The organism is Simonsiella muelleri ATCC 29453, assembly GCF_002951835.1.
In the GTDB taxonomy this organism is placed as follows: Bacteria; Pseudomonadota; Gammaproteobacteria; order Burkholderiales; family Neisseriaceae; genus Simonsiella; species Simonsiella muelleri.
Genome location: NZ_CP019448.1, coordinates 331,245 through 348,085, shown reverse-complemented (window position 1 = coordinate 348,085; position 16,841 = coordinate 331,245). Strand labels below are relative to the sequence as shown.

At 39.1% G+C, this 16,841-nt stretch carries 13 protein-coding genes and 1 tRNA gene; 6 read left to right on the top strand and 8 right to left on the bottom strand.

What is annotated here, in order from left to right:
* The first annotated feature begins 186 nt into the window (after nucleotides 1-186).
* From BWP33_RS01685 to BWP33_RS01655, 5 genes are all read left to right on the top strand, one after another.
* Nucleotides 187-489, top strand: a complete 303-nt coding sequence (locus BWP33_RS01685; RefSeq protein ID WP_002641098.1) for an integration host factor subunit alpha — start codon at nucleotides 187-189, stop codon at nucleotides 487-489.
* Nucleotides 473-784, top strand: coding sequence for a hypothetical protein (locus BWP33_RS01680; RefSeq protein WP_002641099.1), 312 nt, complete (start codon nucleotides 473-475; stop codon nucleotides 782-784). The genes BWP33_RS01685 and BWP33_RS01680 overlap by 17 nt, the downstream gene beginning before the upstream one ends.
* A gap of 33 nt (nucleotides 785-817) precedes the next feature.
* A tRNA-Pro gene (locus BWP33_RS01675) sits at nucleotides 818-894 on the top strand.
* A gap of 1,577 nt (nucleotides 895-2,471) precedes the next feature.
* Nucleotides 2,472-3,353: an IS982 family transposase gene (locus BWP33_RS01660; RefSeq protein WP_104930280.1), complete on the top strand. Its 882-nt coding sequence runs from the start codon at nucleotides 2,472-2,474 to the stop codon at nucleotides 3,351-3,353.
* 160 nt (nucleotides 3,354-3,513) lie between these two features.
* Entirely contained in the window at nucleotides 3,514-4,041 is a 528-nt protein-coding gene (locus tag BWP33_RS01655; RefSeq protein ID WP_081578975.1) for a DUF4189 domain-containing protein, read from the top strand.
* Nucleotides 4,042-4,441: 400 nt separating this feature from the next.
* On the opposite strand, the gene dnaG is transcribed toward BWP33_RS01655, so the two are convergent.
* The 6 genes from dnaG to rpsB form a co-directional block, all read right to left on the bottom strand.
* Nucleotides 4,442-6,202 (bottom strand): DNA primase, encoded by a 1,761-nt coding sequence (gene dnaG / locus BWP33_RS01645; protein ID WP_002641104.1) that lies wholly within the window; start codon nucleotides 6,200-6,202, stop codon nucleotides 4,442-4,444.
* Nucleotides 6,203-6,281: 79 nt separating this feature from the next.
* Complete coding sequence (locus BWP33_RS01640; RefSeq protein WP_002641105.1) at nucleotides 6,282-7,145, bottom strand: ABC transporter permease subunit; 864 nt, start codon at nucleotides 7,143-7,145, stop codon at nucleotides 6,282-6,284.
* A complete protein-coding gene (locus BWP33_RS01635) occupies nucleotides 7,145-8,098 on the bottom strand; it encodes an ABC transporter permease subunit (protein ID WP_002641106.1) in 954 nt (317 codons plus the stop codon). Before BWP33_RS01635 ends, BWP33_RS01640 begins: the two co-directional genes overlap by 1 nt.
* A 16-nt stretch (nucleotides 8,099-8,114) precedes the next feature.
* The gene (locus BWP33_RS01630; protein ID WP_002641107.1) at nucleotides 8,115-9,224 is read right to left on the bottom strand and encodes an ABC transporter ATP-binding protein; all 1,110 of its coding nucleotides are present in this window, start codon (nucleotides 9,222-9,224) and stop codon (nucleotides 8,115-8,117) included.
* A 674-nt stretch (nucleotides 9,225-9,898) separates the two neighbouring features.
* Entirely contained in the window at nucleotides 9,899-10,753 is an 855-nt protein-coding gene (tsf, locus tag BWP33_RS01625) for a translation elongation factor Ts (RefSeq protein ID WP_002641108.1), read from the bottom strand.
* 81 nt (nucleotides 10,754-10,834) lie between these two features.
* Nucleotides 10,835-11,563 (bottom strand): 30S ribosomal protein S2, encoded by a 729-nt coding sequence (gene rpsB, locus BWP33_RS01620; RefSeq protein WP_002641109.1) that lies wholly within the window; start codon nucleotides 11,561-11,563, stop codon nucleotides 10,835-10,837.
* Between the two features lie 511 nt (nucleotides 11,564-12,074).
* On the opposite strand from rpsB, the gene gyrB reads away from it, so the two are divergent.
* Nucleotides 12,075-14,513, top strand: a complete 2,439-nt coding sequence (gene gyrB, locus BWP33_RS01615) for a DNA topoisomerase (ATP-hydrolyzing) subunit B (protein WP_002641110.1) — start codon at nucleotides 12,075-12,077, stop codon at nucleotides 14,511-14,513.
* An 87-nt stretch (nucleotides 14,514-14,600) separates the two neighbouring features.
* On the opposite strand, the gene BWP33_RS01610 is transcribed toward gyrB, so the two are convergent.
* Both BWP33_RS01610 and BWP33_RS12795 read right to left on the bottom strand, forming a co-directional pair.
* Nucleotides 14,601-15,428, bottom strand: a complete 828-nt coding sequence (locus BWP33_RS01610) for an endonuclease/exonuclease/phosphatase family protein (RefSeq protein WP_224451247.1) — start codon at nucleotides 15,426-15,428, stop codon at nucleotides 14,601-14,603.
* Nucleotides 15,429-15,468: 40 nt separating this feature from the next.
* Nucleotides 15,469-16,833, bottom strand: coding sequence for an NYN domain-containing protein (locus BWP33_RS12795; RefSeq protein WP_002641112.1), 1,365 nt, complete (start codon nucleotides 16,831-16,833; stop codon nucleotides 15,469-15,471).
* Nucleotides 16,834-16,841: the final 8 nt, after the last annotated feature.

The following is a 16,841-nucleotide window of genomic DNA, read 5'->3' as shown; positions in this document are numbered from 1 at the left end:
CAAATTGTTAGCTGAAATTTTATGATATTTATCCTGATTCAGGCAGCTTAAGTTTTTATTTTTATTATTGAAAAATAAAGATTTTTTTCAAAATTTGCAGATATTTTTTAGTATTCACTTGATTTATAATAAACAATTCAGCATAATTCGCTCCTTGAATTTGATAAACATAGAGGTAAACTCAACATGACCCTGACCAAAGCAGAACTCGCCGACATTTTGGTTGAAAAAGTGAGCAGCGTAAGCAAAAACGATGCCAAAGAAATTGTAGAACTGTTTTTTGAAGAAATCCGCACCACTTTGGAAAGCGGCGAAGAAATCAAAATTTCAGGTTTTGGCAACTTCCAATTACGTGATAAACCGCAACGTCCTGGACGTAACCCCAAAACAGGCGAAGAAGTCCCTATTACAGCACGTCGTGTGGTAACGTTCCACGCCAGCCAAAAATTAAAAGGCATGGTGGAGCATTATTATGACAAACAACGTTGATTTGCCAACCATCCCCACTAAGCGGTATTTCAATTTGCAAGAAGTTTGTGAGTTGGCACAAGTAAAACCCGAGCAACTCGTGCAGTGGCAAAAACAAGAAGGTCGCTTAATTGGCAAAGGCGGTAATCATTTTACACGCCTTGATGTGATTAAAATTCGTCAATTGCATCATGGTATTTCCGATGCCACACAAAATATGTTAGATGAATGGGGTAATCCCATCATCAGCAACCAAGAGATGCGCGATGAATTGAAAAAAATGCTGAGCAATATTGAGAAAACACTTGCTATCTAAAAGTGAAATCTTTATAATGACTCGTTCATGAATCGGAGTGTGGCGCAGCCTGGTAGCGCACTTGCATGGGGTGCAAGGGGTCGAAGGTTCGAATCCTTTCACTCCGACCAACAAATTCAAGGACTTAACTTTTAATAAGTTAAGTCCTTTCTTTATTTAATGAATAAATTCCAAAAAATTACTCGTCCAAATATAGAATCGCGCTCATTTTGTCACAATGCAGCACATTTTTTGTCATAACAAAACGAATGCAAAAATTAAAAACAAACCCACACCCTTTCGCATGGACTTTGTCATTTTACAAATAGTGAAATTTTAGACAGCCGTTTATTACGACCGATGTCCTTACGTGTCAAAGCCTTTGCTCGATTCGCCTGACACATGTGATACCACCTTTTATAAATGATTGGCATCAGCCACATTAACAGAGAACATGTGAATTTGTTCCACAAAAAAGCCTTCTTCATCGATACGCATATGCAATTTGCCCCCCAAATGCCAACGTTATATTTTTAATCGTCATTTTATAAAACTACCTTGACAAAAATAACAAATTTTAATAGACTAAAGAGAAGTATTATGATATCTATTCTTAAATTAAGTATTTAAGTATGTATTTAAGCTTCAGCATAATAGTAGAGCAATTTTGCCAAGATTTCCTCCTGATTGGTAATTTAAGAACTTGTATTGGTAAAAATTATAAACAAAATCAATCTATTAATTTTACGAACACAGGTTCTAAGAAATTAGTTTGGCGGCTAGGAGAGTTAGATGTAATTAAAATATAGAATAGATTTTAGTTGTATTGGAAATTCAAATAAATTGTTAAAAAGGTTAAGTTATGGACTTTGTGACTATGAAACCAGAAACATTAAAATGGATAATAATTGGATTTTTTATGTTATTTGCATTTGTTTCTATGCATTTTAATTGGTTGAAAGCTCCTAACAATCATGAAGAGATAAAACCTTCTGGCTATGTTTGGTTTGGTTTTATATTATTTTATTTGTTCTTTTTTTGAATTTGGACATTTAACCTGAATCTTGCCAGTTAAGATTAAATAGCTATGATTTTTCTACTCTTCCGCAAGGCTTTCTTATCGCAAATGGTATCAAGCTAAATGTTAATGCAAGCAGTGTAAAAATTTTAATGATTTTGGTTGATAAATACATGATATCCCTAGCTAAAATACTATTGTTGTTTAGTATTTGGTGAACAAGGAAATGTTAAGAGATTAATTTGACAATTATGTTTATTTAGATGTCATTCAACTTATGAGGTAATCAATGAATGCTTTATTAAATAACACAAAATTTTTAATCAATATATCATCAATCTCTTTCATTTTATTGAACGCATATATTATATACAGTAGGGTTAGATTTGATTTATCAACCATACTTTTTGTAAATTATGTTTCTATATTAATAGCATCTTTGTTTACAATTTCAACATTACTTTCAATTTATAAAATGGTAAGCTTTGCACGAGGGATAACTAAAAATTGCACAAATAAAATAGAATATATAAAAATATGTTCTTTTTATTTTATGGTTATTTTGTATATTTCCTTAATAGCTCACGCCATTCTCAACTCTATCTAAATTAAGATATGGCAATTGAATAAAAAGGGGCATAACCCCACTCTTAAAGATACCCGTCAAGATAATCCGAAAGAGAGACAGTTATGCCCCAAGACGAATTTATCATTAAAACGTATCTAATGGTAGATGCTTTATACAATCAGCTCGTTCAAAAACCATTAAGACAAGGTGGCTTTGCACCCAAACTTTCAGATTGTGAACTGATTTGTATGGAAATTGTTGGCGAATTTCTCGGTATGGATACCGATAAAAAAATTTGGCAATATTTCAAACAACATTGGCAAAATTGGTTTCCCAATTTAGGCTCTTACCCTAATTTTGCCAAACAATGTGCCAATTTGTATTGGGTTAAACAACAAATGCATCAAAAAATCACTGCAAATTGGTGTGAGCAAACAGAGTATTATGCAGATGCCTTTCCTATTGCAGTCTGTAAATTTGCCCGAGCTAAACGCCATCAAAATTTTCGTGCATATGCGACGTTCGGTTATTGCGCTTCCAAAAAAGAGACCTATTATGGTTTTAAAGGTCATCTTTTGATTACTCGCTCAGGTATGATTAAAGCCTTTACTTTTACAGCTGCCAATGTTGATGAACGGCAGGTATTACCTGAACTTTTAGAAGGCAAAACAGGGTTTGTTGGTGCGGACAAAGGGTATTTAAGTTCTGAATTAAAAGATGAAATGAAACAAAGCCATATTAATTTACAAACACCTTATCGTAGCAATATGAAAGATGACAGAAGTCCTCAATTTCTCAAATGGCTAAAAAATAGTCGCCGTATGATTGAAACAGTTATTGGTCAATTAACAGAGAGATTTAACATGGAAATAGTTCGTACAAAAAATCTGTTTCACCAATCTAACCGTTTTATTCGGAAAATTTTATCGCATAATTTTTGCTGTTTACTGAATCAACAAATTCAACACCCAATTACTCAATTTGCTGGGTTAATTGGGTGTTGAGAATGGCGTAATACATCTCAGCCAAGAACGCATCAATCTGATGCTTATACAGCAGGAACCAGAGGTGCTTTATACAATAATGGTAACTCTCAACCTAATATGACTAAAGTAGTCCCAAATGAATTAGCTATTCGTAACACAACACCAAAGCAAAGGAATAATGATGAAACACTTGGATAAAATGACTAAATTTTGTTTTGCAGGCTACTTATTAACCCTATCTACATTCACACTTGCCTGCAATCCTGGGCAAGGTAGCGGGCAATGTGGCTATTATGATAATTCAGGCTATCATAATGCGCCAATAGGTAGTTATAGTGGAAATAATTATAAACAGCCAACTCGTGTTATTAAACTTCCTAGCCGATATGGTGCAGTTGCTTGGTCTGAAGGAGGTGGGTCAGGTATGTCCCACAATAGATTGTCAGAGAAAGAAGCTGCTGAAGCTGCGATGCAGTATTGTAAAAATGCTGGTGGTTTAAAGTGCGTTATCGCAGCAGAAGTAAGGAATAGTTGTATTGCTATCTCTACGGGTCAAGCAAAAAATGGTTCTGGTCCTTATGGTAACGTAGCGACAGGTCAGCCTGAAGATACAGCCATTCAAAATGCTATTAATAAATGTAAAGCTTCGGGGTTTTCAGATTGTAAAATTCTAGACGTATCTTGTTCTATCCCCACACTTCCGTAATAATTTTAATTTCAGGCAGCCTGAAACCTTTGCAAAACCTCATTTTTTTAATGGTTATAAAAAATAAATTCCTAATATTTCAATTGGTTATTTTTTTGAAATTTGTGAATTCAGAGGTTTTGCAAAGGTTTCAAACTGTTTATTCGCCAGCCCTCCTTTTGATGATGATTGAAAAATACTGTCTGAAAATATCTCATAATATTTTCAATCAGTATTTTTTGTATTATATAGTACTTCAAATTAATACAGCATTACCAATATCCTTACCCACCCAAGCGTATACGGCGGACGCTATTGCCTTGACTTAATTCGCATTTGATTATATTAAAACCTTTGCAAGACCAATCTTTAATATAGCCGTTTAATTTTAAACGACTACAATAAGGTCTGCCTCTCCTTTTCATCGCATTGTAATCAATTGCATCAACAATTTCATTTCTTGCGCATTTAGATTACCCTTTTGTTTTAATTGTTCAATTTGTTCATTTTTCAATTGTTGTGACAATTTGATGATACCATCAATAAAATCTTGTTGCGCCGCATCGCTGTTGTCGTCCCAATCCGTTATGTGGCGAAACACAAATGCCAACACATTCGCATATGGCGTATTACGGAAAAACTCCAATGCTTGTGCCGTACCCATATAAAGATTATGTTGATGATTTTGATAAAATTTTGCCAATGCCAACAAAGCATTTAAATCACCCGACAACGGTAAATAATCAGGAAATACAACATATTGCGCCCATTGCGGGTTCAATAACAACGCCCGAATTTGTTTTTGCACCAACGTCAACGTTTCAGGCTGCCTGAAACTTTCAGGCGGCAATTGGTATGATTTGGCTTCCACATGTCGGCGTGGCGCGGCTTGCCCCATCAAATACGCTAAATTACTGGGGTCAATGCCCGTTTTGGTACTCAATTCCTGTTTCAACAAATACGCCAACGCAGGCGCTTGCGTCATTTGATTCAACAATGGTGCGGCAGATTTAACCAATTCCGCCTTACCTTCCTGATGCGAAATGTCTACATTTTCTGTCAATGCGTCCCAAAAATAGACCGAAAGTGGTTTACTTTCATGTAACAAGGCTTCTTCAAAGCGTTTTCGCCCAAATGCACGGACAAAACTATCAGGGTCATGATTTTCAGGTAAAAATAAAAAATTCAAAGACTTATCATCTTTTAATTGTGGCAATGCGTTTTCCAGCGCACGCCAAGCCGCTTTACGCCCTGCTCCATCGCCATCAAAACAAAAATACACGCTATCTGTTTGACGAAACAATATTTTGATGTGTTCCGCAGTTGTTGCCGTCCCCAACGCAGCCACCGCGTAACCCACGCCAAATTGCGCCAACGCCACAACATCCATGTAGCCTTCTACCACCAAAATTCGCCCAGCATCTTTAATGGCTTGACGTGCTTCGTATAAGCCGTATAAATTTTTTCCTTTATCAAATAATGGGGTATCAGGCGAATTCAAATATTTGGGTTTGCTGTCGTCCAACACTCGCCCACCAAAACCAATCACTTGTCCACTCACATTGCGAATCGGAAACATTAAACGATGACGAAAACGGTCATAATGTTTACCTTCGTTGTCCAGCACCATGCCACTCTCTACCAATGACACAGATGGGTACGGCTGAAAAATCTGCGCCAACGGTTGCCAACCATCGGGTGCATAACCAATACCATAATGCGTAATAATGTCGGATGTTAAACCACGCTTATTTGTATAATCAATAGCTTGTGAATTTAATGGTAACTGTTGATGATAAAATTCACAGGCAGCCTGAACCGTATTTTCCAGTGTTTGTTGTTGCTGTTTTTTAGCAGCGCGATGAGCAGCGGAATCTTCGTTGTTGCCGCGCACATTTGGGACAACCATGCCCACACGGTCTGCCAAAAGCTGCACCGCCTCCACAAATCCAAGCCCCTGATATTTCATTACAAAAGCAATAGCCGAACCGTGTTCGCCACAACTAAAACAATGATAAAACTGTTTACTTGGGCTAACCGAAAAACTGGGCGATTTTTCTTTGTGAAATGGGCAACACGCCATATAATTCGCACCACTTTTTTTCAACGGCACATATTGGTCAATTAAATCAACAATATCAGTTCGGGCGATTAAATCATCTATAAAATCTTGGGGAATCATGGCACAACCATATGATAAAAAAAGGTTTCAGGCTGCCTTTATCACATTTTGGGAACGTAAAAAAGGCAGCCTGAAAAAATTATACTTCAGTTTGATAAGCACTTTGTGCTTCGCGTTCGCGTTTGGTGGTTTGGCGCATCATCAAATAATTAATTGCCAACACTAAAGTCCCCACAATACCAATCATAATGGTCGCCAATACATTCATCTCTGGATTTAAACCCAAACGAATGCGAGAAAATACCACTTGCGGCAACGTAGAAGAACCTGGTCCAGACATAAATGATGTAATCACCAAATCATCTAATGACAACGTAATGCCCAGCAAAAATCCAGACGCAATCGCTGGCGCAATCAGCGGCAATGTAATCACAAAAAAGATTTTCGCAGGACGTGCACCTAAATCCATCGCTGCTTCTTCAAGCGATTGATCCAGCTCCATCAATCGCGCCCGAATCACCACAGTAATATACGCCATGCACAACGTGGCATGTCCCAAAAAAATCGTGAAAAATCCACGGTCTAGCCAGTCTGCATTACCACCAATTTGCTGAATTAAACCTTGTACTTGAATAATCAACAGCAACATAGACAAACCCGTAATCACATCAGGCATCACCATCGGCGCAGACACCATACCACCAAATAACATTGCCCCACGAAAACGCTTAATTCGCGCCAACGCATACCCCGCCATGGTTCCCAATGCCACCGCCGCCAATGATGACGCAGCCGCAATTTTTAAGGACAACCAAACCGCACTTAAAATTTCTTCGTCTTGGAATAATTCAGGATACCATCGGGTTGAAAAACCACCCCACACAGTAACCAATTTTGAATCATTAAATGAATAAATAACTAAAATAATCAATGGAATATACAGAAACGCCAATCCCAGTAATAATGCTAATTTCAAAAACCATGACATTTTATTGCCTTGCATTATTTGTCTCCTTCCAATTCGCGTTCTTCAAAATGCTGAAACATTGCCATTGGCACGACCAACAAAATCACCATCAATACTGCTACCGCCGCTGCCAAAGGCCAGTTATTTTGGTCAAAGAAAGCTTGCCATAATACTTTACCAATCATTAAGTTATCAGGCCCCCCCACCAACTCGGGAATCACATATTCACCCACTGCAGGAATAAACACCAACATGCTGCCTGCAATAATCCCCGATTTGGACAACGGCAAAGTGATTTGGAAAAATGCTTTAATCGGGTGTGCGCCCAAATCAGCCGCCGCTTCCAATAAACGATGATCCAGTTTTACCAATTGCGTGTAAAGTGGCAAAATCATAAACGGTAAATACGCATACACCATAACCAAATTTAATGAAAATGTGTTGTAAAACAAATTCAAAGGTTCAGAAATCACACCCCATTTCATCAAATAATTGTTGATGATGCCATTTTGCCCCAATAAGCCCATCCACGCATACACACGCAATAAAAACGATGTCCAAAACGGTAACATAATCGCTAACAACAAACCATTGCGAATAGACGGATGCGCCCGAGAAATCGCGTATGCCATCGGATAACCGATTAACAAACAAATTAATGTAGTCGTCAAAGCCGTTTTAATGGAAAGCCAATAAGTGAGCAAATAAATATTATCACCTTGATTGCCACCATCAAATGGATTAAGCAATGCACCTAATGATGAACCCAAATTCGCAAAAATATCTTTATAATTTTGCAATGAAACTTGTAAAGCTCCTGTTTCCTCATTAAATAAAGGCGTAAATGGCGGAATAGACAAAGCTTGTTCCGCAAAACTAATTTTCAAAATAATGAAAAATGGCACCAAAAACAGCAACAGCAACCACACAAAGGGTACGCCAATCACCAATTTTCCGCCCCACGTTTTTCTAGTGGATAATTTAGACATTTTCAGGCTGCCTTTCTTAGCGCGTTAAAGGTGTAGGCTGATTTTCGGGCCAATCCAAATACACTTCATCGCCCCAAGTGGGCGGTTCAATGCCACGTACATACCAATATGGCGCAGGCACTTGGCTTTTAATAATGCGACCGTTTTCCATTTGCACATGATAAATCGCAAAACTACCCAAATATGCAATTTCTTTCACTTTGCCTTTTGCCCAATTGTGCGTATCGCGATGTGCTGGTTTTTCTTTGTGCAAATCAATATCTTCTGGGCGAATGGAAACCCAAATGGTTTGACCATTTTCGGCTTCAAGTTTTTGATCGGTATAAACTTTACTAGGCAATTCAGGGCAATCAATCAGCGCATGTGCATCGTCTTTATGCACCAATTTACCTTCAAAAATATTGGTTTCACCAATAAACTCTGCAACAAACGTACTTTCTGGATAATCATACACATCGGCTGGCGTACCCACTTGTTGTAATTCACCATGCGACATAATCGCCACGCGACTTGCCATGGTCATGGCTTCTTCTTGATCGTGCGTAACCATGATGCAAGTAACGCCCACTTTTTCCAAAGTGTTCACCAATTCAAATTGTGTTTGTTGGCGTAATTTTTTGTCCAATGCGCCAAGTGGTTCATCTAACAACAATAATTTAGGGCGTTTTGCCAAACTACGCGCCAATGCCACACGTTGTTGCTGACCACCCGATAATTGATGCGGTTTGCGTTTGGCAAATTGTGGCATTTGCACCAAACGCAACATTTCATCAACGCGTGCCGCAATTTCATCTTTGGGTAATTTGTCTTGTTTCAGACCAAATGCGATGTTGTCCGCCACCGTCATGTGTGGAAACAGCGCGTAACTTTGAAACATCATATTGATGGGACGGTCATACGGTGCAAGTTTTGTAATATCTTGACCATCAAGAATAATTTGACCTTCTGAAGGAATTTCCATGCCAGCGAGCATGCGCAGCAAAGTCGACTTACCACTGCCTGAACTGCCCAGCAACGCAAAAATTTCGTGTTGATTGATTTCTAAATTGAGTGGCTTAACCGCGAGATTATCACCATATTTTTTTGCTAATCCTTTGATTTGCAAATAAGGTTTTGTGTCAGTCATATTGGGTACTCCAATGAAATGAAAACAGAGCTGTTTTGATTGCTTTGGACAGATAATCTTTTTGATTTATATAGCGAATCCAAATTTAAATGTTACTGCATTACCCAAGCCTTGACGTACAACTCGTACACAGTATGCATGGTAGCTTTGTATCATTTGTATTTTAATCCACTATGCTTGAAAAATCTCTAGGGCTGTTTAACGGCTTTCAGGCAGCATGAAAATTTTAAAGCGCGTGATTTTATTAGACAAAAGCCTGTGGAGCAAGAAAAAATACATGATTTTTCCAAAAATACCACATGGGCATCAACTTACAAACAATAAAGCTATATGTTAAGATTGTATCAATAAAACTTTCCAAGCTCACAATAATATTATTTAATTTCAATAAATTAAATTAAAAATATTTTTATATTATATCATATTATAACTAGCAAAATTAAAAATACTACCGCATTGCTCGCTCCCTTATGTACTTAGATATACACGGTAATCGCCTTGTCCTATTTTGATTTTAAACGACTATAAATATGAAGATTATAAATAATATCAAATAAATACAATAAATTAAATTCTATTCAATTTTTATCAAACGAAAAAACCCCAAAACAAGCAATTATTTTGGGGTTCTGCAAAGGTTTCTGTTTTTAAGAAAATTTTTACATCAAAAAATATTAAACTTTAGCAGCAGCCGCCACTTCAGCAGCGTAATCTACAGCTTTTTTCTCAATGCCATCGCCTACTTTGTAACGAACGAATGATAAAATTTCAGTGTTGTTTTCTTTAGCGAATTGGGCAACAGTTTGATCTGGATTCATGACAAATGCTTGACCATTCAAGGATACTTCTGCCAAGAATTTTTTGATGCGACCTTCAACCATTTTCGCTGCAATTTCAGCAGGCTTACCAGATGCCACGGCTTGTTCAGTGTAGATATGGCGTTCTTTTTCTACTGTTGCAGCATCAACTTGGTCTTCGCGTACACATTGCGGTTTAGCAGCAACGATGTGCATACCGATTTTACGCGCAACATCTTCAGAACCTGTGTACTCAACCAATACACCTTCAGTTGCCAAAGAACCATGAATGTAAGCCACTAAATTTCCAGAAGTTTCAATTAATTGGAAACGGCGCACAGACATATTTTCGCCTAATTTAGCAATGACTGCTTTGCGTTCGTCTTCAACCAATGCAGACAATTCTTCAACGGTTGCAGGTTTTTGAGTTGCAGCTGTTTTTGCCACAGATTGAGCAAATGCCACAAAGCCAGCATCTTTTGCCACGAAGTCAGTTTCACAGTTCACTTCTACCAATGCGCCAGTTTTGCCTTCAATGGCGCATGCCAAAACGCCTTCAGCGGCCGTACGACCCGCTAATTTACCTGCTTTTGCACCTGATTTGATTCGCAAAATTTCTTCAGCTTTTTCCATATTGCCTTCTGCTTCAACCAATGCTTTTTTACATTCCATCATGCCCAAGCCAGTTGATGCGCGCAAATCAGCTACCATTTTTGCAGTAATTTCTGCCATGTTATTCTCCAAAATTCAATTAATTCAATTCAAAATAAGCTGCCTGAATGGTTTTTCAGGCAGCCTGAAATACACGCTGTATTATTCAGCAGCAGCTTGTGCAGCAGCTACGGTTTCAGCAATCGCTTGGTTTTTGCCTTCCAACACTGCATCAGCAATACCACGGCAGTACAAGCGAATGGCTTTGGCAGAATCATCGTTACCAGGAATAACGTGTTTAACCAAATCGGGGCTGTTGTTAGAATCCACAACGGCAATCACTGGAATACCCAATTTAGCTGCCTCAACCAAAGTACCATGTTGGTAACCTGTGTCAATTACAAAAATCGCATCTGGCAAACCTTTCATGTCTTTGATACCGCCTAAAGAACGTTCCAGTTTTTCCACTTCACGTGTCATGTCCAACAATTCTTTTTTGTTGTAACCACTGGCTTCAGCGTTTGCCAAAACAGTAGATTTTTCTTCCAAGCGTTTGATGGATTGTTTGACGGTTTTGTAGTTTGTCAGCATACCACCCAACCAGCGATGGTCAACGTATGGCATACCTGCGCGTTCTGCTTCTTCTTTGATGATGTCGCGTGCTTGGCGTTTGGTGCCTACGAATAATACGGTACCTTTGTTGGCAACCAAGCGGCGCACCACGTCTTGTGCTTCTTGGAACAAGGGAACGGTTTTTTCTAAGTTGATGATGTGAATTTTATTACGTGCACCAAAAATGTATTGTGCCATTTTTGGATTCCAGTAACGAGTTTGATGACCGAAGTGTACGCCAGCTTCAATCATTTGGCGCATAGTAATTTGAGAAGACATTGAGTTTCCTAAAAAATATAAGGGTTAAAAAGCATACATATTTCTGCAAGAACCTTTCTCAGGCAACCTGAAAAAAGCACCCTTAATGCGAAATATGCTCTGCGTAAAATAAAAAACGTCCACACAAGGCGAACTCATCCATTATACAAAAAATCCAGTGTATTATGCAAGTCAGTATACTTTTTATTCAGAACCTGTATTCATCGCGCTTGGCTGTGAATACAGATTCTCACTTATCAATCAACGAAAAGTGAAACCTTTGTAAAACTCTAATCTTTAGGACATATTGCTTCGCGATGCGCTTTTCTTTTGCACAGATTTCGTCTGGTGTTTGGCGTGAGCTTCGTTAGAAACAAAACATACTTTGTAAGTATGCGAGTCTTTTTGTCTTTTCAGGCAGCCTGAAAACCGCATAATCAAGCAGAAAAATGCGTTTTCGGGTATAATTTCACCTTATTTTTCAGGCAGCCTGAAATCAAAGAATTTCATTTTAATCAAAAAAGTAATCAATATGACAGAACAAATTCAACAAGAATACGGCGCAGACAGCATTCAAGTATTAGAAGGTTTGGAAGCGGTTCGCAAACGTCCAGGTATGTACATCGGCGACACGCAAGACGGCTCAGGCTTGCATCACATGGTATTTGAAGTGCTGGACAACGCGATTGACGAAGCCCTAGCAGGGCATTGCGATAATATTACCGTTGCCATTAATGCAGACGAGTCCATCACCATTGAAGACAACGGGCGCGGTATTCCTACAGGCATTCACCCAAAAGAAGGACGTTCCGCCGCTGAAGTCATCATGACGATTTTGCACGCGGGTGGCAAGTTTGATAATAATAGCTACAAGGTGTCGGGGGGTTTACATGGCGTGGGTGTGTCTGTTGTCAATGCGTTGTCGGATTGGTTGCGTTTGACGATTTGGCGCGAGGGCAAAGAACATTTTGTGGCATTTAAACGTGGCGAAACAGTTGAACCATTAAAAGTCGTGGGCGAATGCGATCCGAATAAACATGGCACGCGCGTGCAATTTTTAGCGAGTGAAGAAACATTTGGCACGGTGCAATACAAATTTGAAACGCTTGCCAAACGCATTCGTGAATTGTCATTTTTAAACAATGGCGTAAAAATTGAATTATTTGATAAACGCGATGGAAAATACGAAAATTTTGCTGAATCAGGTGGCGTAACAGGTTTCGTAGAATATACTCGTGGCAGTAAAAAACCATTGCACGATAAGATTTTCTATGCTTTGGGCGAAAAAGACGGCATGACCGTAGAGTGCGCCATGCAGTGGAACGACAGCTATCAAGAATCGGTGCAATGTTTCACGAACAATATTCCGCAACGCGATGGCGGTACACATTTGACGGCTTTGCGTCAAGTGATGACGCGTACCATTAATCAATATATTGAAGCCAATGAAATTATTAAAAAATCATCTAAAAATAATAAATTAGATGTGAGCGGTGATGATATGCGCGAAGGTTTGACCTGCATTTTGTCGGTTAAACTACCTGATCCAAAATTTTCATCACAAACCAAAGATAAACTGGTTTCCAGTGAAATTGCGCCCGTGATTAGTGAAGTATTGAATGAACACTTGAAAAATTTCTTAGAAGAAAATCCGAAAATCGCCAAAATCATTACCGATAAAATTATTTTGGCAGCCACAGCGCGTGAAGCAGCACGAAAAGCACGTGAAAATATTCAACGCAAAAACGTGTTTGAAGGTTTGAATTTACCAGGAAAACTCGCGGACTGCCAAGAAAAAGATCCAGCATTATCAGAATTGTATCTTGTGGAGGGTGATTCTGCGGGTGGTTCAGCGAAGCAGGGGCGAGACCGAAAATTCCAAGCGATTTTGCCACTCAAAGGCAAAATTTTGAATGTAGAACGTGCGCGTTTTGACAAGGTTTTGGATAATCAGGAAATTTCTGCGCTGTTCGCTGCCTTGGGTATCAGTTTTGGCAAAAAAACCGATGATGACAGCAATACCCCAAAAATTAATTTGGAAAAATTGCGTTATCATCGCGTGATTATTATGACCGATGCGGATGTGGACGGCGCACATATTCGCACGTTGTTATTGACCTTTTTCTATCGCCAAATGCCTGAATTGCTGGAGCGTGGCTACGTTTATATCGCGCAACCGCCTCTTTATAAAGCCAAACATGGTAAAACCGAGCGTTATTTGAAAGATGAACAGGAAAAAGATGAATTTTTGCTCGGTTTGGCAGTGGACAAAGCACGTTTGGTTTCAGGCAGCCGTGTTTTAGAAGGTGCGGAATTGACGAAAGTGGCGAAACAGTTTTTGCGTGCGCGTAACACGATTGCTGAAGAAAGTCGCGTGATGGATGCTGATGTGTTGCGTGCTTTAATTGATGTTGATGCAATTGATTTATCAAATGAAAACTCAACCAAACGCGCCATTGAAATGCTTTCAGGCAGCCTGAAAAATCAAGAAATCGCGTTGGAATACGTGGCAGGAAATGATGACAATCATTTCATTAAAATGACGCGCCAATTGCATGGTAACGTGATGATTTCCTACCTTGACCAAAAATTTGTGGATAGCAAAGCCTACCAAATTTTGCTGAAAACCGCCGAACAACAACGAGGTTTGTTGGACGCAGCAGGTGCAGAATTATTCAAAGGCGATGGTGATGCACAAACTGTGAAATCATTTGAAGAAGCCTTGGATATTTTGCTGGCTGGCGCACAAAAAGGCATGATGATTCAACGATATAAAGGTTTAGGTGAGATGAATCCTGAACAACTTTGGGAAACCACCATGAATCCAGATGTTCGCCGTTTACTGAAAGTTCGCATTGAAGATGCCATTGCGGCAGACAAAACGTTTGTTACGCTAATGGGCGATGAAGTTGAACCACGACGCGCTTTCATTGAAAACAACGCTTTGATTGCACAAAATATTGATGCGTAAATATTTTTGCTAATCAATAAGTTAAAACCTTTGCAATACCCCAAAACAATAACTTGTTTTGGATTTGCAAAGGTTTTAACCTGAAAACTACCAAGTCGCCATGATTGCTCTATGGTCAGAATCACCCCACTGTAACGCATACGTCTGCGCCAACACATTTCGCGTTAAAACATGGTCAATATGCAAACCAAATAATCGCCAAGTCGGCATATAATTAGGCATTTGGCTCACAACATTGGCATCTGAAACAAATTGGCGAAAAACAGGCGAAAAGGGTGTCGCGTTCAAATCACCCACGACCACCACATTTTTAGGTTCTTTGCTAATTTTCTTTGCTAATTCAATAAGATAATTTTGACGAAGGCTTGCCAAATTACCAGAAATAGGCGGTGGCGGATGCAGCGCATAAATGGCTGTATTATCTGCTAATTCGGCGCGAATCCACGCCACACCATCAACAAAATTCACACGACAATCACGTAAAGGCTCACGCGCCCACACCGCCAATGCAAAGGGGCTGTCTTCCTGATGGATGCAGCCATGCGGATAATGCGTTTGCAAATCTTGCCAACGCGCATCATTCAAATCAATTTCCGCTAATGCCAATACATCGGGTTTGGCTTGTAAAATTTGCGTGGTTTCGGCTTCGGGATTGGGATTATCCAAATTCACGTTGTACCACAATAAGTTATATTGATTAATTTTGCTGACGGCAATTTGCCAAGGTAACCACAGCCAAATCATCAACCCCAATGCGCACAGTCCCCAAATCAAACGCTTTCGCCATGATTGCGCCCAAATGGTTGCCAAAACAAAAATAACAGCGTACCACAGCACAAAATGACTGAATAATTCAGCAAACCACCACCATTGCCCCAATACTTGCCCCAAAATCAAAGCAAATAAAGAAATCATTGCCAAAAATTGAATTCTTTTGACTAAAAATAAGTTAATTTTATTCATTTTTAGAAATAAATCGCTTATTAATACGGATTCGTTCACCACGTCCTAATTTTTTGATTTCTAACCAATCATCATAAATTGAGTGAATTAATTCGCGTGTATTATCAAAACCATATTGCGTTGCTTGAATGTGCAACTCCAAATATTTCAGCACTTCGCCCAACCGCGCCCAACCTTTCGGGTCGGCACAGGCATCAATGGCATTTTGCACAATCGGAATGATTTTGCTGAAATTCGGCTTATTATTCTTCAGGCTGCCTGAAGTGTTTTTTTCAGGGTTTTCAGATGATTGCACGTTATTTGAATCTTTCAGGCTGCCTGAAGATTCGGAATTTGAGTTTTGTGGTACATTATTGGGATGATTTTTTGCAGATTTCCTTTTCAGGCTACCTGAAGTATTTTTTTCTGAATTTTCAAAAGATTGTACATTATTTGAATCTTTCAGGCTGCCTGAAGATTCGGAATTTGAGCTTTGTGGCGCATGATTGGGCTTGTTTTTTGCGGATTTCTTTTTCAGGCTGCCTGAAGTATTTTTTTCTGAATTTTCAGATGATTGCACGTTATTTGAATCTTTTTGGCTGCTTGAAGATTCAAAATGGGATTGTTTGGGCGACTCATCAGTTAGCACACGTTGTGTTTCATTTTTGTTAAGGCGGCGGACTTGTAGCTGATTATTATCGGTACGATGTTCAAATAAATCCAATGACTTAATCAAATCCGACAATTTGCTAAATCCATACAAACGCGAATCAAAATCAGGATTTACTTTATTAATATAGCTGCCAATCGGAGCCAAATTCGCCCAACCCAAATCGTCAGCTGTTTCTTTGACAGCACGTTTGATTAAATTTATAAGCTCTTGATTATTATTTGATTTATTATTTTGATTGGGTGCATTTTTTTGTTTAGGCAAATTTTTCTCAGGACGGAAAATTTCCACATACACAAATTTATCACACGCACGGCGAAATGATTCAGGCGTTTTTTTCTCGCCAAAACCATAAACCGTCAAACCACTTTCTCGCAAACGCGATGCCAAGCGCGTAAAATCGCTGTCGCTGGACACAATGCAAAAGCCATCAAAATTACCACTATACAACAAATCCATCGCATCAATCACCAATGCCATATCAGTGGCGTTCTTACCTTTGGTGTAGGCAAATTGCTGCACAGGGATAATGGCATGAGGCAGCAGCGTGGCTTTCCATTTACTCAAGCCATGACTCCAATCGCCATAAATTCGTTTTACGCTGGCAACGCCATATTTGGCGATTTCTTCCAACATTTCGTCAATAATATCGGCTGGCGCATTGTCAGCATCAATCAGAACGGCTAATTTTTTGTTACTGGTAGACATTGTTTTTT

Excerpts from the sequence above, each read along its gene's own strand:
- BWP33_RS01685 (WP_002641098.1), top strand. The coding sequence starts at position 187 with ATGACCCTGACCAAAGCAGAACTCGCCGACATTTTGGTTGAAAAAGTG.
- BWP33_RS01680 (WP_002641099.1), top strand. The coding sequence starts at position 473 with ATGACAAACAACGTTGATTTGCCAACCATCCCCACTAAGCGGTATTTC.
- BWP33_RS01660 (WP_104930280.1), top strand. The coding sequence starts at position 2,472 with ATGCCCCAAGACGAATTTATCATTAAAACGTATCTAATGGTAGATGCT.
- BWP33_RS01655 (WP_081578975.1), top strand. The coding sequence starts at position 3,514 with ATGATGAAACACTTGGATAAAATGACTAAATTTTGTTTTGCAGGCTAC.
- dnaG (WP_002641104.1), bottom strand. The coding sequence starts at position 6,202 with ATGATTCCCCAAGATTTTATAGATGATTTAATCGCCCGAACTGATATT.
- BWP33_RS01640 (WP_002641105.1), bottom strand. The coding sequence starts at position 7,145 with ATGCAAGGCAATAAAATGTCATGGTTTTTGAAATTAGCATTATTACTG.
- BWP33_RS01635 (WP_002641106.1), bottom strand. The coding sequence starts at position 8,098 with ATGTCTAAATTATCCACTAGAAAAACGTGGGGCGGAAAATTGGTGATT.
- BWP33_RS01630 (WP_002641107.1), bottom strand. The coding sequence starts at position 9,224 with ATGACTGACACAAAACCTTATTTGCAAATCAAAGGATTAGCAAAAAAA.
- tsf (WP_002641108.1), bottom strand. The coding sequence starts at position 10,753 with ATGGCAGAAATTACTGCAAAAATGGTAGCTGATTTGCGCGCATCAACT.
- rpsB (WP_002641109.1), bottom strand. The coding sequence starts at position 11,563 with ATGTCTTCTCAAATTACTATGCGCCAAATGATTGAAGCTGGCGTACAC.
- gyrB (WP_002641110.1), top strand. The coding sequence starts at position 12,075 with ATGACAGAACAAATTCAACAAGAATACGGCGCAGACAGCATTCAAGTA.
- BWP33_RS01610 (WP_224451247.1), bottom strand. The coding sequence starts at position 15,428 with ATGATTTCTTTATTTGCTTTGATTTTGGGGCAAGTATTGGGGCAATGG.
- BWP33_RS12795 (WP_002641112.1), bottom strand. The coding sequence starts at position 16,833 with ATGTCTACCAGTAACAAAAAATTAGCCGTTCTGATTGATGCTGACAAT.